Raw genomic sequence first — 23,990 nt, 5'->3', positions numbered from 1 at the left:
GCCCCCCTACATCCAGATAATCAATGCTTGCAGCTCCACCCAAGAAGACCGCAGAACAATATGGCCAGGGTCTCCAGTTTGATACGCATACCCAATCCGCACCGTACGAGAATCAGACAGGACGCCACTAAAGCTACCTATCGCTTGCACCACGTGAGGAACATTTAGAAAAACATCTCCCGTGGTTTCATCCTTAAACCTAGAGGGATTCCTTCGGTTCCCCTCAATAGTCACGGCCGCGAGCGCATAAAAGTTCGGGGTAGAGTCATAATCATCTAAGACTAGGCATCCGGTCATGACGGCGAATACGATAGCTGCGCTCGCCCAAGACGGAGCTGTAGCGATAAGCGCCGGGGGGCTTGTTCCCCAGGTTCCCGTTTTTGCCCCGTTCAGACTGGTTAGCGTTTTTCGGGGCATGGTCACTACTTGGGGGAAGATGTTTTCCTTAAGCATGTCTGCCTGTATGATCCCCGATGCCAGGATCAGGTCACCATCGACTACTGTTACGTTTCCACCTTCAGCGACTTCGAGTACGCCTTTATCGCGCACGGTGATTCCGCCTTGGGAGATTGTTGCGGAAGATAGCTTCCTGCCGGTATTTGGTTTAGCGGCTTCGCGGAAAACTCTACGCAGGGTGTCTGTATTTACCGGTAAAGGTACTAGCTGCGGCATTGGCTACCCATTTTCCTTAGTCGAATGGCGGTTTTACTGGTCGTTAGATTCTCCAAGCTGAGCCACAATAGGCGAGATTGCCTCTCCATTCACGTTAATCACCCAGCCCACCACCCGTAAAACCATTTTTTGGGAAATCGTGTCAGTTTCTATCTCTATCCTTACGAGGTCTCCCAGACCGTAATCGATTCCCACTACGGGGTATTCTCCGATGCGCTGGGTAAGGGTAAAGGGTTTAGAACCTTCACGGACTCGGTTTAGGATAGCGGCGGCGTGTGCGTTAAGCGTTTCGGGGCGGGAAACGGAGTCAAAGGTTTTTTGAATCTCTATTCTTGGGTATCCGGAATTTTCTTTTTCTACAGCAATATGAGCCGCAGAGATGGGGCGGTCTTCTCCTTCCCCGCCTCCTATCGCAATCACGTGGGTAGCCATGTCCCCCACTTTTGCCCGTTCTTCAAGCTGTACCTCTAAGAGCCCTCCCGGCAGCTCGAAAACCGCGCTAGGAGAACTAGAGATTCTTCCTACCTGTGGAGTACCGCAATGGAACACGGGAACAATCGAATTCCGCTCAAGAGATGCCCACTCTATCCCCACATACCATTCCGGACCATTTATCACTCCGGAAAGCTCGGTGAGACGCTTATACAAGGTAGCGGACTCATCCGCATAATAGGCACGGTCGCGCAGTATCCCAGATTTGGGGGCATCAATCAGAAAAGGAATCCCACCCACTACTGCCTGACTAACCAGCCAAGCAGCAATATCACTCTGATCAATGTTATTGAACTTCTTCGTGGGAGTGTAGCGCCGATCCAGATAGTCCTCAGCCGAAACACACGAGATAGCCACTACAGACGAGGACGATTTCAGCACCCGCGTATCAATAATCCCGCCCCACACGATTTCCCCTATGTCAGTCCAGGCAACTATCCAGACACGGTACGGATCCGTGATAGCTAACCAATCGGTCGGACACGCAGGATCATCCGTAGGCAACTCGAAATCACACGTAGTAATGGTCGCCATAGCAAGGGTAAGATCCCCGGAAACCGATAAAGGCAGCTCCGATAGCAGCTCCCCTGTTTTAATATCGAACGCCCCAAAAAACATTACTTACCCCTCTGGGACAGTAATAACTAGAGTCCCTGACAAAGCATCACCGGCCTTCGGGGTATCCCCAAAGACCGTTAAGAAACCATCTCCTGCAAGCCCACACCACCACATCTGAGTGTCAGAGCCCATCAAAGCAAACTGGGTGACCCCAGAAATACCGGTATCAGCTAAAAGACCAGATTCACCTGAAGCAATAACAGCAACATTCAAAACCACTACCCGCCCCGGTAGGCTCAACCGCTCAATCACCCCAGAGGACACTCCTGAACCGTTTTTCAAAACGGAAGTCCCCGGCTCAAAACCGCCCGCCAGCAGCGTGCGCTCACCTGTGGTAACAGAAAGTCCCCCCGTTGGAGATACATCTATTTCCGCGATAGTTAAAGATTTCGCGGGAGCTTGAGGAGGGGTGGGGCTAGATGCCGGGGAACCCTGCACTATTTCCAGGTTCATTCCTCGGTCTGATTCTGCCGAATCATCAATCACCGCTACGACTAAATCGATCCTGGAAAACGAAACGTGGGGCGCGGCAATCGGCAGGGTAACCGGGTGACGCACACCGGTAAGGAACGGCCCGTCCATAGTAGAAATAACGCAATAACCGGGTTCAACAGTTACCCCTTGACCGTTGTCTTTGACTTCGAGGCCACGCAAGATTCCTGGTTTCGCACTAACAGGGCTATCCCCGGGTTTTAACACCGCTGCGAGCAAGTCGCGCAAGTCTCGCCCGGTGTAGGTAGGTTTATCATCTTTCCCGGCGTCTAGCGCCCAGGGGGGAATAATATCTATCGATGCCATGAATGCTCCTACGTGTATGCTTCTACAAACTTGATAATCAATTCCGAATCAGGGGAATAGACGTCTGAACTCCAAGAAATCTGATGCTCCCCCGGTAATAGAGATGGCCAGACCCCTCGCATGGCGCCCCGCCGTGACGCAGATTCTCCTAGAGTTACTGTCCGCCGTGAAAGATCTAGCGTTAAGCGCTGGTTCTCTCGCAGGCTCAACGCGAACGAGGTCTGCCAGTCTGCTTTCTCATCACGAATAACCGGGTTACGGGCAGGACCTTTAATAATGATCTGCGCCAGCGGAGCGGCAGTGCCTGCGACATGGAAAACCATTTCCCCAGATTCCACCAGCGACCTAATAGTAAACGGAACCGTGAAGGGAATGATTAGCCCGCCAGAAGATTTCGGCAGATGCGTCCGATAGGTTTGCCATAGCAGGTTTCCGGTATCGAATGAGGCAGCATAACGCAGCCCCTCCGGGGCGATACATTGAATCGATATATCCCAACGGCGCCTATCAACCGGGATCACTTTTACCGATTCTTCAACCCGCACCCAAGTCGCAGTCTCTGACGCCCAGCGACTAACCAGCATCGGCAAAGTCTTACGGATAGGCAGCTCTTTAAGAATAGCGTCCACACGCGGCTCAAAGAAAGCCGCGTCATAGCTGCGAGCTATCAATGAAAGCCGAATCTCAAAATGTTTAGCGCTAATCCATTGACGCCCTAACCATGCCCCATCTCTCCAGGATCTATCTGCAGATTCTGAATGCACCGGGGTCGATGACCAGTCGGTGACATCTTGGATCAACCAATCCACGCCCTCACTGTCGCGCACCCCGAAAACAAGAGAGCCTATCTTGATTTGATGATGCTGGATCGGGGTGACGCGAGCAAACCAGTCGGTCTCATGATTCACAGCGCGCCACCTTTCACCGTAGATACCGGAACCCCAAGCAAACCGCGAGCCGCTGCAAGAGCTGCAGCACGCGGATCAATAACATTCGGGAAATACTGTTTCACCTCAGATACCCGCCCGGAATTTCCACCAAACCCGCTAGTGCCAGGATTGAAACTGGACGCATCATAGGTAAGACCCACCGGTTGCGACATCGACAGTCCTGGCATTTGCGGATCTAACGACCCGGTAAACCCATTCAAAGACCGCCGCACCGCGCGGTATTGAGATTCCAGGCCCCGTTTGAACCCATCAATCACCAGACGTCCAGCCCCATAAAGCAGCACCGCATCTTTCCGGGGCGGACCCTTCCAAGACGTCAGCTTTGAGGTCAAACTCGACAGGGTAGATTTAACGGATCCGAACATGTTCTTGATTCCGTTAATAAACCCCTTAATAAGATTCTTGCCAGCAGACAGCAGCGTTGAACCGATACTTCCTAAAGCGCTGCGAGCCCTCCCCGGCAGGGAGCGAACCACAGAGACCACAGCAGATATTCCTGAGCTGACCGCTCCTCTGATAGCTGCCCAAGCGCCCGAAAGAATCGACTTGACCGCATTCCACCCGCCACTCCAGATAGACCGGATAGTGTTTATCACTGCCGAAATCACAGCCCGAACAGCATTAATATAGGTAGTTACCACAGTTTTAATCACTGTCCACACGCCGATAACAACAGTTTTTATCCCGGTCCAAATCCCGTTCCAAATCACAGCTATCCCGGTAACTATCGCTGTAATCACAGCCCGAACAGTATTAATACACGCAGTTACGCCAGCAACAATCCCGTCCCAAACCGCCAGCGCCACAGCTTTAATCCCGTTCCAAATAGACCCCCAAACCGCAGCTATCGCGGTAACAACCGTGGTAATAACAGTTTTAATAACGTTGATAACTGTGATGATGGCGGTCTTGATTGCCTCCCATACAGCATTAACCAGGTTCCTGAACCATTCGCACTTTTGATACAGCAACACCAGTCCAGCAATAACCGCAACCACAGCAACAACTATCAGGATGATCGGGTTAGCCGCTAGCACCGCGTTTAACGCCGCAAACCCATTTTTAGCAATAGTTAAAACTTTGGAGATAGCATCGAAACTTTTAACCAGGGAAGCGAACCCGGTCTGAATCTTAGTAATCACCCCTACCGCAGCAGTAGCCCCCGATAGCGCCGCAAACCCGGCAGCGATAGGTACGATTAGCGGCCACAACGCTTGCAGCAACGGGGAAAGTACCCGTATCGCCCCTATCAAGGCACCACCCAAAATCGGGATTAGCGGCCTAATAGCGGCAAGCATCGAGGTAATCACCGGGGCTGCCCCTTGGATGGCAGCAGTCAGCACCGAACCAATCTCGGCAGCTAACTGACCAATCACAGGAGCAAGCGCAGCTATTACCCCCGCCAGGGGCTTAAACGCCGGTAACAGATTCGTAACCATCTGTTGAAACCCGGAAGTAAGCGCCGCAAGCCCCTGAGAAATCCCCGGAGAAGATAGCGCTTGAGCAATCCCAGTAATAGCGGTAGCAACCCCGCTACTCATACCAGAAAGCAAACCAGAAAGCGCAGGAGCTAATGATTCAATCATCCCTCCCAACGGGCTAAGCGCGCCCGCGAGCGCACTAGCCCCCTGGCCTGCTCCTTGGAAAATCTGGGTTAGAGCCCCTTGGAATGCGGGGGAATCCATAACCTTGTTTATGGCTTCCAGCGCAGTGCGTAGACCTGCTAGTCCCCCTACTCCTGCGGCTTGGGCAGCTTGATGTAGTTTGGAGAAGATCCCGCCGATGCCCGCCAGGGTGCCACCTAGGTCTTTAAAGGATTGTATGGCTGAATCAATCCAGCCCTTTAAGGATCCGTTAGCGGCTGCTTGGGATACAAAGTTTTGAAAACGTTGCCCCAAGTTAGTAACCCAGGCACCTAACTGGGGTAGGTATTGGGAACCTACCAACCCGAGAGTGGCGAAAGCCCCGGTAAAACCGACTACTCCTGCCCGGGCTGTCGCAATGGAATTAGCAACGTTATTGAACAGGCTGCTAAACATTCCGCTCTTGGCTTGAGCGGAAAACATGCCCGCCAGCGCGGCAGCGATTTTACCGGATTCAGCCCCTACCTTGGTTAGCCCTGCAGAAAGAGTGGGCAGTACAGAGGTAGCTAGGGAGCGGATAGGGATTGCTGCTTGCGCCCAGAAAGAAGCTGAGACAGAACTTTGAACCGCCTTAAACTGTGGGGCGAGATCACCTAGAACTTTCCCAGTGTCCTTCAAAGCTAAGAACAGTGCGGTCGCGCCTACGGCTGCGCCGGTCAGAATACCGGGCAGGGCGAGAGCTGCGGGCGCGATTGAAGCTAAAGCCCCACCGATTCCAATCAGCCCCGATGTTGCAGAAAGAGCAACCGAAGATAACGCAGTGATTCCGGCGGCAGTGGCCATAATCTTCGGGGTAGTGCGGTCAAGATTAGTGGCAAAGTTCTTTATCGAGGTGCCAAACGATTTCAACACCCGCGCACCAGAGAGAGCAGCAAAGAAAGAAGCTACCTTCTTAGTTCCTTTAAGGCGCACCTCTAAAGACACGAACCGGGGACGGGTAAACCATTTCAAACGCGCCATGGCTTTACCCACATCCAGATTCGCGTTAATCGTGGACTTTATCTTGTCGAACTTTTCCTCAAGCCGCTTCTTAATCTTTTCCGCTTCAGCGTGGTCATACGAAATATGCGGCTTAATCTCCGGTTTCGCAGATTCAACCTTTTCGCGGGCTTTCTTTACCTGCTCAGTGGGAACATCAATATCCGGCTCTATTTCGATATCGGACAGCTTGTTGATAAGTTTGCGAACCTTAATGACCGATTTACCATCCAGGGTTAGCTCTACTGGGATTTGTAAATCAAACTTTTCCCGCGCGCGTTTTAATACCTTACGTAGATCCTCATTGAACTTAGAGGTATCCGGCAGGGTCCTAACCCTAATGCGACCGACCGTATTATTAGCCATCCACCCACCTCCCGGAAAAGAAAAAAATCAGAAGTTAAAGAAATCCCAATTGATCTGATCCAGGCTTTTCGGGGTGTGCCTTTTGCGTTTGGTAGGACGCGGATAAGGAGTAATCTTGCGAGGACGCTTCCCGCTACCCATGGCCGCGACTTGGCTGCGTAATGCTTGCAGCTCATCCGCTATGAGCGCTAGCGCATTACTGGTTTCATCCCAAGCAAAGAACGGCAACGCAGCATCTGCACTTGCGGGTTTTGCGGGCGCGGATTCCATCTGACGCGCCCGCCAAATAGAGCGCGGCTCGAATGCTAACCGGTCAATCAGCTGCGTAGCTAAGGTCAGCCCAGAGGGTTCCCATACTTCCTCTGGGCTGAACCCAAATAAGGCTCTAAGATCGCCTGCCACATCACCTGTGGTACAGATCAGCTCGTAGAGCCTTTGCCTTCCCCCAATTCGCTATAAAGCGCCATCAACAACTCAATCAGGGAGCCATCATCAACGCTGCCCGCCCACTCCTGGAACTCTTCCGGCGTGGTAGACATGCGTTCTTCCACCAAGTCGCAAGCGTCAGCAATCGCCAGCAGCACTTCTTGAGTGTTACCGATCTGGTTACCTTCCTCATCAAGAAGAACAGCGATTTTGGCAGTAAACCGCAAACGATCCGAAGCGCGAATATCCTTTAACGGTTTAATCACATGAGCCCCGGGAATCTGCCGGAAAGGCGTTTTCTTGATTTCTTCAGCTTTCGCGGTTGCCTGTTCCGAAATACTCTTTGCCTTACCCATACTTAGTGACTCCCCCCAGCAGAGGACGCGGGAGCAGCCGCAGTCAACGGGCGAGGACGGAACACCTGCAAACGTAAATGCTGGGTCTGGTCGGTAAGAATCTGCCCGGAAATCTGGGCTTCCAAGAAGTTCTCGTTATCCAGCTCAGGCATATCACCAACCGATAGGGAAACCCGTGGCATATAGAAAGCCGCGCATTTTTGCCCATCAAACATGACAATCGCTAAAGCCTTCTCAACTGAACCAATACCGTTAATCTTGTACGAGCCGGTTGCCTCATCCCAGACACCGCCCGGGAAGGCAAGCTCGAAAGTTTCCTTATCGATACGTACCGCATTCAAAGTAACCGACATAGAGGTTGCTTCATAAGTGGTATAGACAGCGTCCTCTTCCCAAATCCCCAACTGGGTAGCATCGCCACCATCCTTATCGAAGGCGGGCATATTCTCCTTAGAGGTACCGCCCAACAGATTCCAAGACGCAAAGCTATCTGGCTTAGCCTTATCGAAACCCTCCAGTTTAAACATCGCTTGCCCCGGCTCAGCGAACAGCACAGTGCCTCGACCAGGTACGAGCAAATGATCCGTATCCACATATTTTTGATTTGCCATTATTTTTTCCTTTCAAAAGAAAAACGCCACCTGGCCGGTGACGTATAAACAGAACTTTTTTATTGAGTTTTCAGACCTAGACCGCCAGCGAACGAGCGACTAGAGAGATTTCGGTGCGGGCTTGTCGCAGATGAGTAGCCGTGAGCCTATCGGTAGGAACCAGAGAAGGAATCTGGATTATTTCCAAATGTGACGCCCAGACACCGCCAGCAGGTTTACCTGCCTGGAACCAGTCCCACAAGATATCCAAAGCATTATCGAGGACGGCTATCGGGTCAGCCTCGATAGCGGTAACCGCGTGGATATCGATATTTACCTGATGCGCCCAACGCCACGAAAACGAGGCCACTGGGCGAGCTACTGATTCTTCCACTATCACTAGCGGATCAGTATCTACAGCAATATCGGTATCAACCGATGCCATAGCATCCAAGCCACCCTCACGCAGAACACTCACCAGCGTTGCTACAACATCCATTACCCCACCCTCTTAACCGCTTTAGAAAGAATGTGCAGCCCCGGAACCCACCTAGCGCCCTTACCACGACCCCCGGCAAGATGCCCATACTCGATATGTAACGCCTCGGGGTCATCAATCGTTATCACCCGGTCTTTGCGGCCACGCCGCACCCGAATAGAGCCCGCCAGATCACCAGAACGTTTATGCCGTAAAGCCTCAGCACTAGCAACAGCAGCCACCCGGGCAGCTACCCTATCCATCTCAGGGTCTTGACCAGCCACCTTAGCGGCCACCCTATAGGCGGTCTTATTAACCGTTACCCCGCCTGCCATAACCACCCACCTACTTAATCTCGACCCCAGAAGCCACCATCAGCACTTCACAGTGATAGGTAGCAGGCGAACGAGTAAACCACCTAGCTTCCCCGCGCTGCTCGAACATTTTGTCCTCCCAGAAAATCCGCGAGTAAGGCCCGCCCGGCCAAGACCTGGCGAGGACGCGATAGACGGATTTGGTTTGCATTCCCAGGGAGGCTATTTCTTCGCTAGAGACTGCTTGTACGTTTCCGGCTACTTCTACCGGGTCGTTATAGGTGATTTGGGCGTTACCATACTTGCTGACGCCGGTACGGCGCGCGGTTTGTACCTGTAAGCGGTGACGTCCCTCTAGCAGGCTCATCTTTTCCTCCCTGTCAGGGGATATAGGTGCGGTCAGGGCGAATGTTGAAACCGAACTCATTACCCGGGCGGGCTTTAGCGTTGGCGGTTAGATACCCGTCCAGAGCGGGCGGGATAGTTTTCCAAAGGTTGAATCCTGCCCCCAATAGTTCCCACTCTGAGGGCAGGATTTGCAACATTCCTGATGCAACGAGATTGGATAGCTGATAGGAGTATTGGCCATCAGCTTCTTGGATACGGCCTTCCGGGTTTCGGTATACCCGGGCAACGGCTTCTGCCTCAACCTGGATGAGAGCTGCCCGCATGTGGGAAGTAATCTCATCTAGGTTGAGGTTTAACCGTGCCTGGATCATGACCTCAACCCGATCCAGCAGCACCCCGGCATATTTTTTCTCTGAGGGGGTAAGGTCGCGCAGTAGCGATGCCGCGATATCCTCAGGGGTTGCTATTGCCATTTACTTACCCTCCCGTTTGCTAACTACCAGCTGTGGTAGCTGCCTTTTGTTCGTAAGCTACGAAAGCGTTAGGAGATTCGATAACCCACCCGAAGATTGCTTCTACCAAAGCGGCTTCGAGGTTGTTACTCCATAGCGAAACCATTTCGGAACCAATCTGGATAGTTGCCTCATTCGACATGGATACCGTGATGTTCTCAACAAACCCAAGCTTGATAGAACCAGCGAAATCGCCACCGAAAGCGCGAACATTACTGCCAGCGTGGCCAGCGATACGCCCAGATACTACTTTGCCGAACTTGGTGGGAAGGCCCATAATAGAGCCCCACGAATCTGCCAGGTTTACCCGCTCAGCTTGGAACAGCGGACGCCCGAAATCATCTACCGCGCTAAGAAGGGTAGAACGCAGACGTGGATCAGCCACAAACCCGGAGAAATCATAATCGCCGCTATCAGCTTCCATTACCTTGGTGTATCCGCTAATCACATCAGCAGATAGACCGCCCTGTTTCGCGGTAGCAGTCCCCAAAGTTACCCGGTTAGTAGTCTGGTTTACACAGTCAACCCCGGAGATAACTTTATCCGTTTTAGCGGACTTACCATACAAAATCGCGTAATCCACCTGGCGGCGAATCGCATCCGACATTTTTTCTTGAATAGTGTCGAACACCGAAGCCGGGTTAGCTAGGCGAGCCTCCTTAGACCAAGGAACAATCACCGCCGCTTTTACCGGCTTGACCACTTTGGTAGCTAAACCGATAGTCGAAACCGGTTTGGCCATTCCCTCACCGACAATATCTGCCTCCGGTTCCCCGGTAGCAATCACATACTCCGAACCATTAGCCCCCATCGGAACGGTCCCACACATGGGAGCAACCACGGAGCTTTCCTGGACTTTCTTAAAAATCTCGCCCACCATTTCCGGGGCAAGCAGGCCAGACTTTTGCTGACCCTCCAGGGTAAAAATGTTATCTTTTATAGCCATAATCTTTTTCCTTTCTTAGTTTGGCCTGCTAGTTAGTCAAGAGAGGCAAAGAAAGCCTCATAATCCTTACCGCCCCGCTCACCCTTAACCGAATCAGGACGCGGAATCCGCTCCCCACCCGGGCGGGCTTGCAGGGATTTAAGCAGCTCTACCGCCTCAGCTAAACGCTCAGGATCAGACGGTAAATACTGCGCTAACTCTCGAGGTAGCCCCTCGCTAGAGAGCACCTTCCCCGTCTGCTCTACCGCCTGCAAAGACGCCAGTTCCGCTTCCTTATCCGCGAGCGCTTTCTGGGCGTTTTCCAGATCGGTTTGCAACTTGGCGATTTCAGCGGTCACGTCCTGTTCTGGTTCAGTTTCCTGCTCGCTTTCAGCAGGGGTATCTTCCCCAGAATCAGCTTCATCCTCTGAGGACGGGTTAGCGTCATCGGAGGGGGTTTCCTCTTCGCTGTCCTCGTCAGTTTTAGAGGTTTCCTGCTCGTCCGGTTCGGCTTGGGGTTCTTCGCTGTTTTCCGAGGGCGCGGTGTCTTTTTCTTCCTCGCTCAGTTGCTCTTGTGCTTCGGTTTCAGGTTCTGCGTTTTCGTCTTCACCCTGCGCGCGGCGCTTGGGTTTACCCGGTTTAGTGGTCTTGCGGGGTTTTGGCTTACAGCGGTTCTTAAACATGTTTTCTCCTTACTTTTGGGTATAAGAAAACCCGCATAACCTTTGGTCATGCGGGTAAATCTATTTATTTAGTTGTTTACTAGCTGTTATTCGTCAGCGACAATCAGTTTGCTCAGATCCATGTGGTCTATTTGGTCTTTGTCCATAAAGCCTCGGTAATACTCGATAATGCTTTTTGGAACCGGGGCTTGTCTGTACCATGCTTCCAGGAGGGAGCAGTAAAAAACGGTAGTCGGCTCTGGAGGTAAACTGTTCAACTCTGTTTTAACAGCTTTCCCAAACGGAGTGTCTAGCTCCGACTGCTTAATAAGGAAGTCCCAGATTTCATCTAGTTCTTCCTCACTGGGGAGAAAATCTTCATCGTTAAGAGTCATGTTTCACCTCGCTTACCTATACGTCCAGACCCCGTTTATAGCTTCATAATATCCTGTTCCACCAGTTGGGAATGCACTTTGGAATTTCCAAATCATTTCTTCAGTAAATTTCCATACCGCTGTAACCTGAGTTTCTCCTACAAACTTCGCTAAATGGATTTCAACACCCTCACTATCGACGAGTTCACCTGTTGAAAGGATTTCTTCTACTAGAGCATTAATTGCTTCATTCGAGGGCGGTTCCTTGCCCAAGAAATTCTTGCGAAACTGCGTATCCCGCTCGACCCTGGGTCTGGGCTTACGGTCAGGATTGTATTTGTGGTAGTGACGCACATGCCGTAGTTTTTCCCCTACAGGTTTTAGAAGGTCTTTTCGCGATACTTTAGGTGTTAGATAATCTTTATCGTTCCTAAAGTTAGAAATCTCGTTTAACTGCTGTTTTCCGCTATCACTCTTTAGGAACTTTTGCATCAACTGGCGCTGTATCTCGCCATCCTGGGGGCGCAGCTTTCCATCACGTTTCTTCCAGGTGACATCCCGCCACATTTTCTCTAACTGGCGGTACTGTTCAACGCCTTCCCAGTTACGATGATCAAACACGGGAACTACCTTGCAATCGCAGTGATCATGGTAGCTATTCCAAGGCTCCTTGTTTTCTCCCGCGCTCTGGGCTGACTGGTAAACAGGACCGCGCGAAGCACACATGACGCAAAACCAGCAAGACCTAGCCCCGGTAAGCACCCGTGCCCAAGCACGCGGCCTACCAAATTGAAGGCGCTTTTTGGTTTCCTTATCGTAATCAGCGCGCCGTTCGCGTTTTATCCGCTCATCGTCCACCAAATCATCAATATCAGCGACCCGTTTCTTAAGCCGCTCGAACTCCTTGAGCAGCCGGGGATCATCAACCGGTAAACCAGTTTGCTCAGCTGCCTCCCTGCGCTCAGCAAGAATAGTTTCCTGCATGCGAGCAGCAGCCCTATCAAGCGGGGAATCCCCACCCGCGAGCCGCGCAGGCACAGTAGAATCAGTTTCTTGGTCTAGTTGCCGGGATAGTTCTGCTTGCTCTTCGCTATCGGTTGCGCATCTGCGCACTGCTTGGCGGGCTGCGCTATGGACATGCCGCGAAAGAATGTTCCCTAATTTACGGCTGATGTCATAGCGGTTGGCGCTGATTTGTTTGCTGGGTTCGCCAGTTTCTGGATCGGTGCTTTCGGTTATCCGCAGTGCTCGTCTAATAGGGTCTAGGACTGCTTTTTCAGGGTATAGGGCGAGACCGGGAGTGTAGTCGAGATCCACCCCATGCTGTATGCCCTCGGAGCGTACATGGGAGATAGCTGCCTGGTAGGCAAGACGGCGGAAAGCCCGCACGATAGGCGGGAGCCGGTCAGCTAAAATCCGTTGGGTAATCTCAGTGTCACCATCTGCTTGCTGGATGGCTTTACTGGTTTCCCAGATAATAGCTTTTTTCGCTAAAGCTATTATCGCGTTCAGCAGTGCTTCATAAGGATTCATGGCACCGCCTTATAGATATAAATCGTCTGGCTCTAGCTGTCCTACTTGTTCTCTGGCTCGCTGCTCGGGCGAGAGCGGTAATAGTTCACGCGCGGTAGGTGCTGACACCAACCCCTGGGCGTAGGCTTGCAGCACGGTTTGGTTCTTCGCTGCCTGGGAGGGAGTAGCCGAATCACGCCAAATGGTTTCCAAGGTCTCAAGTCCGCTAACCGGTCTTCCACAGAGCCCTAACACAATGCGCGCCCACTGCTCCCACACGTCACCAAACAGCGCCTGTTTACGCTCAGCTTTAGCCACCAGACGCTCCTTAGCGGCGCGCATAGCCTCAGCAGAAGAGGGATTATCGGTGGTAATCCCCAACATAGAGGGCGGGATTCCAGCCACCGCTGAAACATTTTGCGCATACATCTTGATAGCCGAAATAATCGGGGTTAAATCCGCGCCCGGCAACTGCCCAACGCTCCCCTTTTCCGGTCCGTGAATATAGCGGCCTAGATACTGTTCAAGTTCTGAAACCTGGGAACCATCAGGGCGGGTAACCTTCTGCGAGTTACCGCCCAGAATGTAGCGTTGCGGCATCGACAACAGTTCTTGCGCAACCTGCAGGTTAGTGAAAGAGCGAGAAGCAGCGTCAGCAAAGGGAATCACATCATCCATTTCGCTACGCCCAACCTCATCAGAAGGACGCATCCGGTTTATTACCGGGATAAACGGAGTAATACCGGCAAAGGGTTGGCGATAGGCTTTCTCTTCCCGCCATACCCCGCCTGAAAACTGGAACCAGGCGGAACCATCGAGGCCGAATACTTGCGCCCACTGTTCACCCTGGCGCCGATACCGGATCATGGCTTCAACAACCCGCCCGGCAGAATCAGTCTCATACGCAACGCACGCATCCCAGGGCAACACCCTGGTAAAAACCTTGCCTTGAAGCGAGCGCTCCACCACCAAGATAGAACGCCCCTGAATAAGTGCCTCCGTATGCGCCATAGCCGCCAGCGAATCCATATCACCGCCCGCCCACAGACGCTGCAGAGCGCGAGTAACTTTCCCGGTTTTATCTTCTGCGAGCGTGAAACCGTCCACGCTTAAGCATTCGACTAGCACATCTACCGCTAGGCGCGGCCAGTTAGCAACTATTTCCAGGACGCGCACCTGAGGAGGAAGAGAAACCCCGATGGCATCCACGCGGTGTTCACCTTCGTAATAGGAAGAGTATTTCCTACCTCCTCTTATTACCTGGCAGTTCTGCAGTAAAGATTTAAAGCTCATCCATACACCACCCACCCTGAATCACTGCGTGCCTCCCATTCCTTAGAAGCTAGGACTTTGCGATACACCATGCGCGCCCCGATAACACACACAGCCGCGTCAATCTTGTTAGGAGATTTCGGGGACTCTTTCTTAACTGTGATCCGCCCATGCGATTCCTTGCGCCTACAGTTACCGATATGACGCGAGGTATCCCAGTTACCATCATGAGCAAATAAGCCGTCTTGGATTTCCGCTAGACACATCTCAGCAGCAGTAGCGAACTCGTAAGCGTGAGAACGCATATCCCAAGCGATAGGAGAAGCAGACATCCCCCTAGGCTGCGCCCAGATAAGCAGCTGCTCTCCGTACTTTTCTGGCCAAGTGGTCTTCACAAACGATTCCCACTCCCTAACGTCAGCGGAAAAAGCCACCACATTAAACCTGTCGAAAGCCCTAGCAACCGTCGCATCTACCGCGCCCACATCCACTACCCCGGTAGTCTTTAACGGCTCCCATACCCCGAGCGTGAATATGAACCCGTCCTTCATGCAGCAACCAACTAGCGCGGTATGGTCATTGCTCTTTGAACCGTCAAAGAACAGGACCACGTCCTCGCCGTCTTCAAGCGCCCGGTCAGGGTCAGCAAGCACCGACCACTCCTGCAAAGTAGCCCAAGCATCTTCGGCAGCGTTCGGCTGATTCAAAAAAAAGCGCCGCGAACGTGACACGGGGAAAGACGGAGACCAGATCCTTTCTTTAATGGTCTCGATATCTACCCAGGGGCAATCCTCGTAAACGAACTCCAACCCCTCAGTAATCGAGATTTCCCCATCATCAGGGGTATCGGTTAAAGCAGTATTGGCGGGAGCTATCACCGCGTCATAAAGAATCTTCTGCTTACCAATAGTGTTGCCCTCTTCCTGCTCGCACCAGGCATTGAAAGTCTTTTCCGCAACCGAACCCGCACCAGGTAGCCACGCATTCGAAGTTTCCAACATACGAGAGGCGGTTTTAGCTAGGTTCTGGTCTAGGGTTTCTTCAAGGTCAAGACCTCCCACCCCCGGTGTCCAGTGCTCCGTTTCATCCGCGATAGTAAAAGAAGTCTCCGAACCCTCAGCAGAGGAAGCAGAAGAAGTAATCTGTTCAAGTTTGCCCCCATAGGGGGTCTCGATATAGGTTTTACCAATCTCTAAGTCATAGCGCTGGGCTAGGCGGGAACGCTTATTAGCCATTCCCCGCACCATGCGCATAGTGACCCCGGTTTGCCGTTCAGAAACCGCTGCTACCCACACCAGAGGCATAGACACCGGTTTACCTATCACGCCGCCCGGAATCCGCTTATCAAAATCAGCCACCCGCACCGGTCCCAAAAGCTCCAGCAGAGCCATAACCGCCGCGAACGGGGACTTACCAGACCCCTTAGCTAAACGGCGCACCGCTCGCCTAAAAAGCCAGCGCCCGTCCTCATCAACCGCATAAAACCAAACCAGAAACCGAGCCTGGCCGCGAGTAGGAGTAAAAGGACGCCCCGCGAGCGGACCGTTAGGCTGACGCAGATTGTCTTGAATCCAAGCCAAAGCACCATAACCCAGCGTGTACTTCGGGAGTCCCTCGGGCAAAGTAACGATTCGTTCACGAGGAGGCAGCAAAACCTGCGACTGTGCACCCGCCACGAGTCTCACCTACCCAGAGAGCTTGCGCCGCCACGCTTCCATATCCGCAACCGCGCTCGATTCCGCATCGCCCTCGCTACCGCCTCGCTGTAACTCAATCTGAACCCGGCGTCTATCACCCTCAGTAAGCAGCAGAGAGGACAAGGCAGACATAATCGAAGCCAACATCTGCCCAGAACGCTTATTAGCCTTCTTGTAATACGAGATGTCATCACACAGGGAATAAAGAACCGCCCAATCCGAAGGCTCATAAAACCGAACCTGCCCAGAACGGCGAGTATAACGCCAAAGTTTCTTCGCTATCGGATGCCAAGAACGATCCTCACCCGGAATCTTAAACTCTTCAGCACCCTTAGCGGACTTCACCTTATTCACCGGCTTATTCCGGCGGCGCCTAGCCTCGCTACGCTTTGGAATAGGACCGCGAGCACCCATAAACACCCCCATCTAAAAAATCCAATTTGCACCCCCCGATAAACCGAACAAAACCAAACAAAAAGAGAGGATAGATGCAGGTCAAACCCATATCGACCCTAAAACCCGTACAGTTTCTTAGCGCCTATACGCGAAGCGATGGCGAGGGGGGCGGGGAGGGGTTCCTACCCCCTAAATCTTTAGGGGCGGGGCTAGATTTCAACCCGGGATGAGCCTCTTTCGGGCGGAGCGTACAAACCCGCGACCGATACTTAACCCTTCCTCCATCCCTCCCGGTTCGCCGCATGTGGCAGCGTCTGCAAAGCAGACGAAGATTAGACAGGGAATGATCCTGTCCCCTGATGATATGGTCAACGTCCGTGCCAGGTGAACCGCAAATCTGGCAGCGCCCATGATCACGTTGAATAACCTCTACCCTGATACGCCGCCAATTCTTAGGGAGCTGGCGATAACGCGCGGTTGGTTTGGTCTTAAAACTCAAAAGGCACCACCTGTCTGATTAGACACTGATGCCCCGTTAGCGTCCACACTACCACAACCAGCGCCTTCTCCACCAGACACGCGCAACAGATTCCAAATATCGCGGCAACACCAAAGGGACTGCCCCGCCCGAAACCCAGCAGACAACAACTTCTCGCGCGAACGCCAAGTATCTAAACGCCTGCGCGTGAGCCCCGGGAACAGCGCGCACGCCTGGGAGGTAGTAATCAACTGGGTAGACCGGCGAATCTTGCCCAGGGCATCGGCCAGCCACGAAGCCTGACTCCAAGTACGATCACACGCCCTACACCGGTAGGTTTCAGTCCAGCCCTTCGCGCCCTGGGGCTTAATCGTGGTTTCCCCACAATCAGGGCAAGGAGGACCAGGAACATCCGGATCCACGACATTATGTACCCGGTGCCACGCAATCGAAATATCCCCCAACAGATATTCCAAATCCTCTGATTCCTCTGCGAACATGTGGTCGATAATGTCATGTAGATCCGCCAACGGGTCACCAGTGTGCACAGCGCAATACCTAGAAAGAGAATCAGACCAGGCAGATAGCTCTGCTTCGATTGCTGGCCAAGTCTTCGCCCCCTCCATAGAAGGTTCGTCAAGCCAAAGCCCCGCCCGAAACGGTAACCCCCGCCCGCAACCTAGACCGTGGCGCCCCGAGGAATCGCCCGGGCGCGAAAGAGCCAGCTCCATCATCGAGGGATAGAGTCCCCGCAACTTCGCTAGATCATCAAGCCAGGAATGCGCCCGCCGAACCTGGCGCTCATCCACATCCAAGGCGCCCCCTCTCCAGCAGCCACGCAGCCCGCCGGGTAGCATCCCCACTAGATAGCTTTTCTTCTAAGGCAAGCTGCTGGGCAAGCACTGGCACCGCGTTCGAATCCCAATCACAAGAAACAGCAGCCCCGTCTCGATGCAAACGCTGACACCAAGCCACCGACACTGACTGCGGGGAATCGTCTACCCCTGCAGCGCCAGCCGCATAACCCGCGAGCGCACCCAGGGATCCCGCGATCAATACTGCCAGCGCCAAGATAATCCAGGCGGTTCGATTAACTATTTTCATGTTCTTCCTCAGCTTGTTCTTGGCAGAACCGGCAAGGCCAGTGCTGCTCGTGTTCTTCGCAAAACGAGATTCCCGGCTCTGCTGGAGGTCCGTGCCATCCATGCCAAGGGGAGCCAAAGCGACCAGCCACAAGCACGTTGGGAGCTTGGCCTGCGTCCAGATTCTCTGCAACCTCACAGTTGCCACCACTGGTGCGCCTGCGTCCTCTGCGGCGCTTCCTAGCCGTGCTCTGCCCCTGCGGGGCGGCAACCCTAGCGTCACCCTGGACAGACCCTGCTGCGCCCTGCCTGGCGCCCTGTGGTGCGCCCTGCAGTGAACCCTGAGTGTCACCCTGCGGTGAGCCTTGCCTAGTCCCTGTATTACCCTGGTAAGTAATTTCCCTGCCATAACCCTGCCATGCCCGCGTGCGCGGGCGCGCGCGCAGGCGTGCGCGCGGGGACACCTCATTCACAAAACCCGCGCTGACCTGCTGCAATATATTTTCAGCATCAGAGGTGGGACTGCCAGTTTTTAGCACCCTATTTTCTTGGGTGCTAGTTTCTGGCACTCTCTCGGGGGCGCTGGATTCGGGTTCGGGAGCGGAAAATTCCTCAGTGGCCGGGTTAAAACGTGGCGCGTGAATGGGCGATCCTTGGTCAGGTTCAGCGACACTGTCCACAGCGCAAACCGGTACGGTATCTGCTGCCGTGTCCTGGGCGTGAATGGGCGATCCTTGGTCAGGTTCAGCGACACTGTCCACACTCATTTTTGCTAGCAGCAAGTACGGGTCATCCGGTTTAAGCCCACTAGGGGGCCTTCTAAGTTTTAACCCGGCATCCTGAGGCAGGCGGCGGCCTTTTTTCGCGTTGCAATCACGACAGGCCACCACCACGTTTCGGGCGCCGATAGCCCGGTTGGGATCTACATGGTCTAGTTCCCAACCATCCGGACCACGCCGAACGTTCTTACGGAGCTTCTTGCCGCAATAGCGGCAAAGAGCAACATCGGAACGTCCAGAGCGCCCAGAGGGTATCCGGTCTCGCGCCCATACGGAATCGATAAGATTCCGATCCTTGAGTTCTTTCTTCTTACGGTCAGCTAGTTTCTTACCTTCGCCGGTATCGTAGCCAAGATCGAACCAGTCATGATACCGCCACGTTCCTGGTGCGACAGGTAGGCAGCGGTCACACTTATGGTTAGGATCGTGCCACAACCCCACCTCGCACAGTAGGCTCGCAGCACGCTCCACGAAATCGCGATCAAGGAAGATACCTAGAAGGGTCTCTAGTGAAATCACACCATCGGTCAGTTGCGCTTGGACTGCAGATCCGGCCATGAGCCACACCCCAAGAGCAGCCGGCCCCATTAAGTCCCCGGAAAGTGTCCGCCTGGCCAAGGCTAACGCTTTCGGGTTCACCTGGAGCTGATCATCAACTTGAAAAAACACCTGTACCTCGAAAAGTGAACTAAGGAAGAATTAATCAATAGGGGTAAGCGCTATCTCAAACGAAGCCACCCCCCTATGTTCAGAGTGACCGACACCAGGACGCAGGAACGGTCCTTCCAAATGTCGGTTATCATCGTCTTCTAGTACCCCGGCGTCTACGATCCCGTCGAGGATTGCTTTAACCGTGGGATGATAGTTCGCCACATCCCTACAGCCCCCGCGGGGAGGATTCGTAACCGTAACCTCCATACGCAATCTAGGGACTTTTTTCAGCCCATGCTTATTACGGAACTGGCAACCCAGCCAATAGCCACACGAACGCAGATGCTTAACTTTGCGCGCCCGCACCATCGGGTTAAACCGGGCATTAGCAGTAACCCAATAATCACGCCCCAAAGACAAACTCTCAGTTGCCATCCAGGTCACCTTCTTCTAAAAGCTCCCCTGTATCCTCATCAATCGAGCCGTCAAGATAATCATCCTGACCTTGCAGGGTCTGGGAAGATATATCGCGCTCTAAGCCCGCCCCCAAGTTCTTTAAATACGTCTGCAGCTCTTTCTCACCAAAAAGCGAAGGCGGCAGGCGCAGCTCCATAGCCTGAGCAAGCAGAGCGTATCCTTGCCGGATCAAACAAGGCGGCAACGGCTCAATATGGGTAACCTCGAAAACCGGCTCTGTGAAGCCCTTACGGATATTCTTACGTACCTCAGGAACCTCTACCAGTCCTACAACCAGGCGCATCCTGCTGGGGTAAGAAACCGCGTCAGTAGCGATATCGTACAGCCCGTTTAACTCTCCTGGAGGCAGGGAAGATTTCAGCTTAACCATGAATCAGTATCCTTCCCATTCAAAAACGTTTTAGGGCGCATAGCCTTCACATCCGGAACATCCACACCCGTATAAGGGCGCGTCTCGAACTCGACCCGGAAAAGCCGGGATTCATGTGAAATATCAACCGGGCGCCGCCCAGAAAGCACCAGGCGCCGCGCCCTAGCCTGCCTAGCCGCCTCGCCAGCAGCTACCGCCTGCACATGCGCCAACGGCAAACCGTTAAGCAGAGGAACCGCCACACTAATAACCGGGCAATCTCTAGTCGCGGAGGTAATCATCAGGGTGTTGCACCTCCCCGTACTGCTCGAAGCGATCCTGGATAGCCAACACCAAAGTGGCTGCAACAGCTGCGAACAGCAGCACCGCGCTTACTGAAAGCACAAGCCAAAGAATCATTGCGAAATCGCCTCCTCAATATCAGTGCAATACGCCGGTCCTTCCGAGCGAATCTCCCACCACTGCGAGACCGCGCGAGCTACCGCGCCAACCACAATCCCTGCCATGAGTACATACAAACCAGTCAGCAATATCCCCATCACTGCCCCTCCTCGTTCTTTTCGGGGCTGCGCGTCATACACAACACCCCGCCAATAACCTGCAAAATGAAAGTTCCCCAAAAACACGCGGTAGCCGCAGGAGAAGCAACCTCAGACGGGGAAATAAGAAACAACGTCACGTAAAGCCACGCAGCAACAGCAAGCACCACTACACCGCAGCGGCGCGCTATAAACACCGGATCATGCCTCATGCTGCCCCCTTAAAGGGACAGTCATAATTGTCATAAGCCTTATCCAAATCCGTACGCGAAAACCACGGCAGACCCCCCGGCGTTCGCCGGGTACGAATCCGCCCCTGCTGGCGGTAACGACGCAAAGTACGCGGGTCAATCCCCAAATACTCTGCTGCCTGCTTGACGTTTAACCGGTCTTTTCTAGCTACTTGCGGCATCTACTCCACCCCCTCACCAGAACCAGAAGAAGTAGAACCCTCCCCGGTAGGATCAGAAGGGAATGACAAAGTTTCATCACCTACTGAGGAGGAAGAATCATGAATGAACTTAGTACCGTCAAAGATGCGCTGGAACGCATCGAAACTTTGCGACGAGATTTCACTAATGAGATAGGGAATGTCGCGCTTGAGGAATTCACGAGCAACTGGGCTGAGCTGTCCCCCGAGAGCAAGATGCTTGGCAACCTTGCCAATCAGATCGCGATGCTGCGCATATCGGTCAAAGCCATCGCGGACGCTACCGGAACTGCTAACGCTCCCTTGCCCCTGCAAGGCAGAGATTAGGCAGAAGCACGCACCGGCTAGCTGACAGCGTTCCTCACGAGTAAGACCCTCCCCGGTAGGATTGCAAAGAGAACGACAACCATCACCCACCGGGGAGGAAGAATCACAACGACAGTTAGCTTTCCGAGCCGCAAAGTTACCGAGACCTTTGACCTTTCCTACCTTGATGCGGATACCCCTGCACCTTCGGCACAAGCCGCGATCGTAAGTTGGATAACTGGTGAGGCCACACCCGTCCTCGAATTCAATGACGACGGTATTTTCCTGCAGCAAGACGCGCCCATCGTTTCCTAACTGCCAGACCACCTGGTCTGCCTCTCTAAGCGGCGCGCGACAGGAACGGCAGTAAGCTCCATCTTCGCAGTCCTCATCGCAATAAGCTTTTAGCCAACGCATCTACTCCACCCCCTCACCAGAACCAGAAGAAGTAGAACCCTCCCCGGTAGGATCAGAAGGGAATGACAAAGTTTCATCACCCACCGGGGAGGAAGAATTATGATCGATACCGCAACCTTCAGGTATCTCATGGAGGACTACATCATTGACGTCGCCAGCTACCCGCTGTTGCTTGCCGTCATCGACACTGCTCCCGAGCGGCTTTTCACCGCTGGGGGCGGCTTCATGGTCTGCGTCAACGATGGAGACCTTATCGAACGGTTCTGGTACAACGGGAACCGCAAAATCACGCTGAAAAGCTTCTTGCCTAGAGAGATGTCTCCGAGTGCGCCCGCCAGCTTTTTTAACGACCTCGCCACCTTCTGGCGGGGTGTCGAACAACCTGAGCAGGGGTACCTGGTCATAGAGTTCGGCCAAAACGTCACTACCAACGGCAGGCCTGCCGTGGCCTATAGCGAGTGATAACACCGCGCTTTCCAAATCCCGGTTACACACCCGAACCTGAGCACACAGCAGCTCTAAAACCTGTAAAGCATCACTAGCCGGGGTTTCCTGCATAACGTTCTCGTGATACGCCTGAGCAACACTACTAACAGCAGACATCACTCCCGCCAGGCGAGAAGCAGCGGACACGATACTCAAAGAAGCACCCGTCCGATAAGGCACCACCGCTTCATCACTAAGCTGGTCACGTAGTTCATCATCGAGGTAACGCATCTACGCCACCCCCTCACTGATAACACCGTCACCATCAACACCGCCAGCAGTGGCGCCGTCACCGGTGGGGGTGTCGGTAGCCATCGCGGCCACGAAAGACGCCACCGCATCGAGCACCAACCCCACCTGCGCGATAGAAAGCCGCGCGCCGGGAGCCAAAAAATCAGAAACCAAATAAGAAAGCACCGGGCAGTGCCACTCATGCCCTGCTGGATGCGTACCCGCGCACGCCGGGCAATCGCCTCGGGTAAGCGGGAACTTTACCAACCGGGAGCAAGAAACACCCGTATAACGCTCCATAGCGTCCTCCAAAAAGCTCGTTAAGTTCGTTCGAGGACGCTGACCGGCTTGTTCAGAGCAAGTCAGCGCCGGGTACTTGAACACCTGTAACGAGCCAGGCCTCCCGCTTTCCCCCGGAGGGTCTTGTATAGCGAGGACGCTACCCGGCTTGGTACGCCAAGCCGATATGAAAAAACCGCTCTCACGGGATCGCGGTAGACCGCTCGTTACGGTGTGTTCAGCACCTGCGGACATAGTAGCACAATCAGATACAACCGCAAGCATTTATTGCTCCTCTCCCCATTTTTTCCGCGCCTCGTCCTCGTCAACGCCGAAGCGCTGTGCGTATTCGATATATCGACAAGCGTCCGCCGCCTGCTTGAGCGCACCCATCGGAACCTGCGCGGCGCCCAAACGCTGATACACCGGGTGAGCTGCCTCCACCAGGCGTGTCACTGCATCCGATACGGACTGCAGCCAGTCGTAGACGGTGGCATTGGGGTAATCCTCCACGTCTACCGGGGCCGCAACGTCACTTAACTTCCACCCCGCCAGATAAAGGCTGTGCATCTGCCTAGCAGAATCCTTAGCGGTCTCGCCGCTGGTCTGGTTGCGAAGCATTTATTGCTCCTCTCCCGAATTTTCTTGAGTATCGCCCCGAGCAGCTTCCGTATAAAAGCAGAGATAGGATCCTGGGGAGAACCCTCCCCAGTAGGATCAGAAGTGGACAAGGAAGTTTCATCACCTACTGGGGAGGAAGAATCATGAGCATCACCGCCAAAGAACTCTGCTGCTTGTTTAATCACCCCGGAAGGAATCTCAGAGTTTCCAATCCGCCGATAAACGGGGCCCGCCGCGAGGGTAAAAAATGCCATCGCCGCCGATACGGACTGCAGCCAGGAGTAGATCGTGGCGTTAGAGTAATTCTCCAGCTCTATCGGAGCTGAAATATCACTTAAAGCCCGCCCCGCATGGTAAAGGTCTTGCAATTCCCTAGCGAAATCCTTAGCGGTCTCGCCGCTAAACTGGTTGCGAATCATTTACGAGTTCTCCTTTGAATAAATAGAAGTTGAGCCCTCCCCGGCA

Annotated in this window: 34 protein-coding genes; all 34 read right to left on the bottom strand. The window is 53.6% G+C overall.

The features are described 5' to 3' along the window. Nucleotides 1-6 precede the first annotated feature (6 nt). On the bottom strand, nucleotides 7-672 hold the full coding sequence (locus tag KO216_RS09310) for a hypothetical protein (protein WP_215523924.1): 666 nt from the start codon (nucleotides 670-672) through the stop codon (nucleotides 7-9). Nucleotides 673-705: 33 nt separating this feature from the next. Beyond that, on the bottom strand, nucleotides 706-1,782 hold the full coding sequence (locus KO216_RS09305) for a hypothetical protein (protein WP_215523923.1): 1,077 nt from the start codon (nucleotides 1,780-1,782) through the stop codon (nucleotides 706-708). Between the two features lie 3 nt (nucleotides 1,783-1,785). Further along, nucleotides 1,786-2,580, bottom strand: coding sequence for a hypothetical protein (locus KO216_RS09300; RefSeq protein ID WP_215523922.1), 795 nt, complete (start codon nucleotides 2,578-2,580; stop codon nucleotides 1,786-1,788). Nucleotides 2,581-2,588: 8 nt separating this feature from the next. Beyond that, complete coding sequence (locus KO216_RS09295; RefSeq protein ID WP_215523921.1) at nucleotides 2,589-3,488, bottom strand: phage tail family protein; 900 nt, start codon at nucleotides 3,486-3,488, stop codon at nucleotides 2,589-2,591. After that, a complete protein-coding gene (locus KO216_RS09290) occupies nucleotides 3,485-6,517 on the bottom strand; it encodes a phage tail family protein (protein ID WP_215523920.1) in 3,033 nt (1,010 codons plus the stop codon). The genes KO216_RS09295 and KO216_RS09290 overlap by 4 nt, the downstream gene beginning before the upstream one ends. 27 nt (nucleotides 6,518-6,544) lie before the next feature. Continuing rightward, complete coding sequence (locus tag KO216_RS09285; protein WP_215523919.1) at nucleotides 6,545-6,919, bottom strand: hypothetical protein; 375 nt, start codon at nucleotides 6,917-6,919, stop codon at nucleotides 6,545-6,547. Between the two features lie 17 nt (nucleotides 6,920-6,936). Then, nucleotides 6,937-7,299, bottom strand: a complete 363-nt coding sequence (locus KO216_RS09280) for a hypothetical protein (RefSeq protein WP_215523918.1) — start codon at nucleotides 7,297-7,299, stop codon at nucleotides 6,937-6,939. 2 nt (nucleotides 7,300-7,301) lie between these two features. Beyond that, nucleotides 7,302-7,910 (bottom strand): phage tail tube protein, encoded by a 609-nt coding sequence (locus KO216_RS09275; protein ID WP_215523917.1) that lies wholly within the window; start codon nucleotides 7,908-7,910, stop codon nucleotides 7,302-7,304. A 76-nt stretch (nucleotides 7,911-7,986) separates the two neighbouring features. Continuing rightward, the gene (locus KO216_RS09270; protein ID WP_215523916.1) at nucleotides 7,987-8,388 is read right to left on the bottom strand and encodes a hypothetical protein; all 402 of its coding nucleotides are present in this window, start codon (nucleotides 8,386-8,388) and stop codon (nucleotides 7,987-7,989) included. Then, a complete protein-coding gene (locus KO216_RS09265; RefSeq protein WP_215523915.1) occupies nucleotides 8,388-8,702 on the bottom strand; it encodes a DUF5403 family protein in 315 nt (104 codons plus the stop codon). Before KO216_RS09265 ends, KO216_RS09270 begins: the two co-directional genes overlap by 1 nt. A 10-nt stretch (nucleotides 8,703-8,712) precedes the next feature. Then, a complete protein-coding gene (locus KO216_RS09260; RefSeq protein WP_215523914.1) occupies nucleotides 8,713-9,048 on the bottom strand; it encodes a hypothetical protein in 336 nt (111 codons plus the stop codon). Nucleotides 9,049-9,061: 13 nt separating this feature from the next. Continuing rightward, a complete protein-coding gene (locus tag KO216_RS09255) occupies nucleotides 9,062-9,502 on the bottom strand; it encodes a Gp19/Gp15/Gp42 family protein (protein WP_215523913.1) in 441 nt (146 codons plus the stop codon). A 19-nt stretch (nucleotides 9,503-9,521) separates the two neighbouring features. Beyond that, entirely contained in the window at nucleotides 9,522-10,487 is a 966-nt protein-coding gene (locus KO216_RS09250) for a phage major capsid protein (protein WP_215523912.1), read from the bottom strand. A 32-nt stretch (nucleotides 10,488-10,519) separates the two neighbouring features. After that, complete coding sequence (locus KO216_RS09245; protein WP_215523911.1) at nucleotides 10,520-11,149, bottom strand: prolipoprotein diacylglyceryl transferase; 630 nt, start codon at nucleotides 11,147-11,149, stop codon at nucleotides 10,520-10,522. Nucleotides 11,150-11,235: 86 nt separating this feature from the next. Continuing rightward, nucleotides 11,236-11,523 (bottom strand): hypothetical protein, encoded by a 288-nt coding sequence (locus KO216_RS09240; RefSeq protein ID WP_215523910.1) that lies wholly within the window; start codon nucleotides 11,521-11,523, stop codon nucleotides 11,236-11,238. Between the two features lie 12 nt (nucleotides 11,524-11,535). Further along, entirely contained in the window at nucleotides 11,536-13,035 is a 1,500-nt protein-coding gene (locus KO216_RS09235; RefSeq protein WP_215523909.1) for a VG15 protein, read from the bottom strand. Between the two features lie 9 nt (nucleotides 13,036-13,044). Next, nucleotides 13,045-14,307, bottom strand: coding sequence for a phage portal protein (locus tag KO216_RS09230; RefSeq protein WP_215523908.1), 1,263 nt, complete (start codon nucleotides 14,305-14,307; stop codon nucleotides 13,045-13,047). After that, on the bottom strand, nucleotides 14,304-15,962 hold the full coding sequence (locus tag KO216_RS09225; RefSeq protein WP_215523907.1) for a terminase large subunit domain-containing protein: 1,659 nt from the start codon (nucleotides 15,960-15,962) through the stop codon (nucleotides 14,304-14,306). Before KO216_RS09225 ends, KO216_RS09230 begins: the two co-directional genes overlap by 4 nt. Before the next feature lie 9 nt (nucleotides 15,963-15,971). Beyond that, complete coding sequence (locus KO216_RS09220; protein WP_215523906.1) at nucleotides 15,972-16,337, bottom strand: phage terminase small subunit; 366 nt, start codon at nucleotides 16,335-16,337, stop codon at nucleotides 15,972-15,974. A 184-nt stretch (nucleotides 16,338-16,521) separates the two neighbouring features. After that, nucleotides 16,522-16,878: an HNH endonuclease gene (locus tag KO216_RS09680; protein ID WP_215523905.1), complete on the bottom strand. Its 357-nt coding sequence runs from the start codon at nucleotides 16,876-16,878 to the stop codon at nucleotides 16,522-16,524. Beyond that, nucleotides 16,875-17,666 carry a hypothetical protein gene (locus tag KO216_RS09215; RefSeq protein WP_215523904.1) on the bottom strand — a complete coding sequence of 264 codons (792 nt, stop codon included), beginning with the start codon at nucleotides 17,664-17,666 and terminating at the stop codon, nucleotides 16,875-16,877. The genes KO216_RS09680 and KO216_RS09215 overlap by 4 nt, the downstream gene beginning before the upstream one ends. Then, nucleotides 17,659-17,961: a hypothetical protein gene (locus KO216_RS09210; RefSeq protein ID WP_215523903.1), complete on the bottom strand. Its 303-nt coding sequence runs from the start codon at nucleotides 17,959-17,961 to the stop codon at nucleotides 17,659-17,661. Before KO216_RS09210 ends, KO216_RS09215 begins: the two co-directional genes overlap by 8 nt. After that, nucleotides 17,948-19,387, bottom strand: coding sequence for an HNH endonuclease (locus KO216_RS09205; protein WP_215523902.1), 1,440 nt, complete (start codon nucleotides 19,385-19,387; stop codon nucleotides 17,948-17,950). Before KO216_RS09205 ends, KO216_RS09210 begins: the two co-directional genes overlap by 14 nt. Before the next feature lie 30 nt (nucleotides 19,388-19,417). Beyond that, nucleotides 19,418-19,804 carry a RusA family crossover junction endodeoxyribonuclease gene (locus KO216_RS09200; protein WP_215523901.1) on the bottom strand — a complete coding sequence of 129 codons (387 nt, stop codon included), beginning with the start codon at nucleotides 19,802-19,804 and terminating at the stop codon, nucleotides 19,418-19,420. Next, a complete protein-coding gene (locus tag KO216_RS09195) occupies nucleotides 19,794-20,216 on the bottom strand; it encodes a hypothetical protein (RefSeq protein WP_215523900.1) in 423 nt (140 codons plus the stop codon). The genes KO216_RS09200 and KO216_RS09195 overlap by 11 nt, the downstream gene beginning before the upstream one ends. Further along, nucleotides 20,204-20,497, bottom strand: a complete 294-nt coding sequence (locus KO216_RS09190) for a hypothetical protein (RefSeq protein WP_215523899.1) — start codon at nucleotides 20,495-20,497, stop codon at nucleotides 20,204-20,206. The genes KO216_RS09195 and KO216_RS09190 overlap by 13 nt, the downstream gene beginning before the upstream one ends. Next, nucleotides 20,478-20,615 (bottom strand): hypothetical protein, encoded by a 138-nt coding sequence (locus tag KO216_RS09185; RefSeq protein WP_215523898.1) that lies wholly within the window; start codon nucleotides 20,613-20,615, stop codon nucleotides 20,478-20,480. Before KO216_RS09185 ends, KO216_RS09190 begins: the two co-directional genes overlap by 20 nt. Beyond that, complete coding sequence (locus KO216_RS09180; protein WP_215523897.1) at nucleotides 20,612-20,758, bottom strand: hypothetical protein; 147 nt, start codon at nucleotides 20,756-20,758, stop codon at nucleotides 20,612-20,614. Before KO216_RS09180 ends, KO216_RS09185 begins: the two co-directional genes overlap by 4 nt. Next, nucleotides 20,755-20,967, bottom strand: coding sequence for a hypothetical protein (locus KO216_RS09175; RefSeq protein ID WP_215523896.1), 213 nt, complete (start codon nucleotides 20,965-20,967; stop codon nucleotides 20,755-20,757). The genes KO216_RS09180 and KO216_RS09175 overlap by 4 nt, the downstream gene beginning before the upstream one ends. Next, complete coding sequence (locus KO216_RS09170; protein ID WP_215523895.1) at nucleotides 20,964-21,167, bottom strand: helix-turn-helix domain-containing protein; 204 nt, start codon at nucleotides 21,165-21,167, stop codon at nucleotides 20,964-20,966. Before KO216_RS09170 ends, KO216_RS09175 begins: the two co-directional genes overlap by 4 nt. Beyond that, a complete protein-coding gene (locus KO216_RS09165; protein WP_215523894.1) occupies nucleotides 21,168-21,908 on the bottom strand; it encodes a hypothetical protein in 741 nt (246 codons plus the stop codon). After that, entirely contained in the window at nucleotides 21,909-22,625 is a 717-nt protein-coding gene (locus tag KO216_RS09160) for a hypothetical protein (protein ID WP_215523893.1), read from the bottom strand. Continuing rightward, the gene (locus tag KO216_RS09155; RefSeq protein WP_215523892.1) at nucleotides 22,626-23,189 is read right to left on the bottom strand and encodes a hypothetical protein; all 564 of its coding nucleotides are present in this window, start codon (nucleotides 23,187-23,189) and stop codon (nucleotides 22,626-22,628) included. Beyond that, entirely contained in the window at nucleotides 23,190-23,525 is a 336-nt protein-coding gene (locus KO216_RS09150; RefSeq protein WP_215523891.1) for a hypothetical protein, read from the bottom strand. Nucleotides 23,526-23,990: the final 465 nt, after the last annotated feature.

It is taken from the genome of Varibaculum prostatecancerukia (assembly GCF_943169825.2).
Classification (GTDB): Bacteria; Actinomycetota; Actinomycetes; order Actinomycetales; family Actinomycetaceae; genus Varibaculum; species Varibaculum prostatecancerukia.
Note: the sequence above shows the minus strand (reverse complement) of the source record. Positions and strands in the feature narration are given on the sequence as shown.

Bases quoted from the DNA above. Each gene is read 5' to 3' on its own strand.
- KO216_RS09170 (WP_215523895.1), bottom strand. From the start codon at position 21,167: ATGCCGCAAGTAGCTAGAAAAGACCGGTTAAACGTCAAGCAGGCAGCA.
- KO216_RS09300 (WP_215523922.1), bottom strand. From the start codon at position 2,580: ATGGCATCGATAGATATTATTCCCCCCTGGGCGCTAGACGCCGGGAAA.
- KO216_RS09185 (WP_215523898.1), bottom strand. From the start codon at position 20,615: ATGATTCTTTGGCTTGTGCTTTCAGTAAGCGCGGTGCTGCTGTTCGCA.
- KO216_RS09195 (WP_215523900.1), bottom strand. From the start codon at position 20,216: ATGGTTAAGCTGAAATCTTCCCTGCCTCCAGGAGAGTTAAACGGGCTG.
- KO216_RS09240 (WP_215523910.1), bottom strand. From the start codon at position 11,523: ATGACTCTTAACGATGAAGATTTTCTCCCCAGTGAGGAAGAACTAGAT.
- KO216_RS09250 (WP_215523912.1), bottom strand. From the start codon at position 10,487: ATGGCTATAAAAGATAACATTTTTACCCTGGAGGGTCAGCAAAAGTCT.
- KO216_RS09260 (WP_215523914.1), bottom strand. From the start codon at position 9,048: ATGAGCCTGCTAGAGGGACGTCACCGCTTACAGGTACAAACCGCGCGC.
- KO216_RS09155 (WP_215523892.1), bottom strand. From the start codon at position 23,189: ATGCTTGCGGTTGTATCTGATTGTGCTACTATGTCCGCAGGTGCTGAA.
- KO216_RS09245 (WP_215523911.1), bottom strand. From the start codon at position 11,149: ATGTTTAAGAACCGCTGTAAGCCAAAACCCCGCAAGACCACTAAACCG.
- KO216_RS09230 (WP_215523908.1), bottom strand. From the start codon at position 14,307: ATGAGCTTTAAATCTTTACTGCAGAACTGCCAGGTAATAAGAGGAGGT.
- KO216_RS09150 (WP_215523891.1), bottom strand. From the start codon at position 23,525: ATGCTTCGCAACCAGACCAGCGGCGAGACCGCTAAGGATTCTGCTAGG.
- KO216_RS09175 (WP_215523896.1), bottom strand. From the start codon at position 20,967: ATGAGGCATGATCCGGTGTTTATAGCGCGCCGCTGCGGTGTAGTGGTG.
- KO216_RS09255 (WP_215523913.1), bottom strand. From the start codon at position 9,502: ATGGCAATAGCAACCCCTGAGGATATCGCGGCATCGCTACTGCGCGAC.
- KO216_RS09165 (WP_215523894.1), bottom strand. From the start codon at position 21,908: ATGCGTTGGCTAAAAGCTTATTGCGATGAGGACTGCGAAGATGGAGCT.
- KO216_RS09160 (WP_215523893.1), bottom strand. From the start codon at position 22,625: ATGCGTTACCTCGATGATGAACTACGTGACCAGCTTAGTGATGAAGCG.
- KO216_RS09190 (WP_215523899.1), bottom strand. From the start codon at position 20,497: ATGATTACCTCCGCGACTAGAGATTGCCCGGTTATTAGTGTGGCGGTT.
- KO216_RS09265 (WP_215523915.1), bottom strand. From the start codon at position 8,702: ATGGCAGGCGGGGTAACGGTTAATAAGACCGCCTATAGGGTGGCCGCT.
- KO216_RS09290 (WP_215523920.1), bottom strand. From the start codon at position 6,517: ATGGCTAATAATACGGTCGGTCGCATTAGGGTTAGGACCCTGCCGGAT.
- KO216_RS09275 (WP_215523917.1), bottom strand. From the start codon at position 7,910: ATGGCAAATCAAAAATATGTGGATACGGATCATTTGCTCGTACCTGGT.
- KO216_RS09270 (WP_215523916.1), bottom strand. From the start codon at position 8,388: ATGGATGTTGTAGCAACGCTGGTGAGTGTTCTGCGTGAGGGTGGCTTG.
- KO216_RS09200 (WP_215523901.1), bottom strand. From the start codon at position 19,804: ATGGCAACTGAGAGTTTGTCTTTGGGGCGTGATTATTGGGTTACTGCT.
- KO216_RS09310 (WP_215523924.1), bottom strand. From the start codon at position 672: ATGCCGCAGCTAGTACCTTTACCGGTAAATACAGACACCCTGCGTAGA.
- KO216_RS09280 (WP_215523918.1), bottom strand. From the start codon at position 7,299: ATGGGTAAGGCAAAGAGTATTTCGGAACAGGCAACCGCGAAAGCTGAA.
- KO216_RS09210 (WP_215523903.1), bottom strand. From the start codon at position 17,961: ATGAAAATAGTTAATCGAACCGCCTGGATTATCTTGGCGCTGGCAGTA.
- KO216_RS09305 (WP_215523923.1), bottom strand. From the start codon at position 1,782: ATGTTTTTTGGGGCGTTCGATATTAAAACAGGGGAGCTGCTATCGGAG.
- KO216_RS09235 (WP_215523909.1), bottom strand. From the start codon at position 13,035: ATGAATCCTTATGAAGCACTGCTGAACGCGATAATAGCTTTAGCGAAA.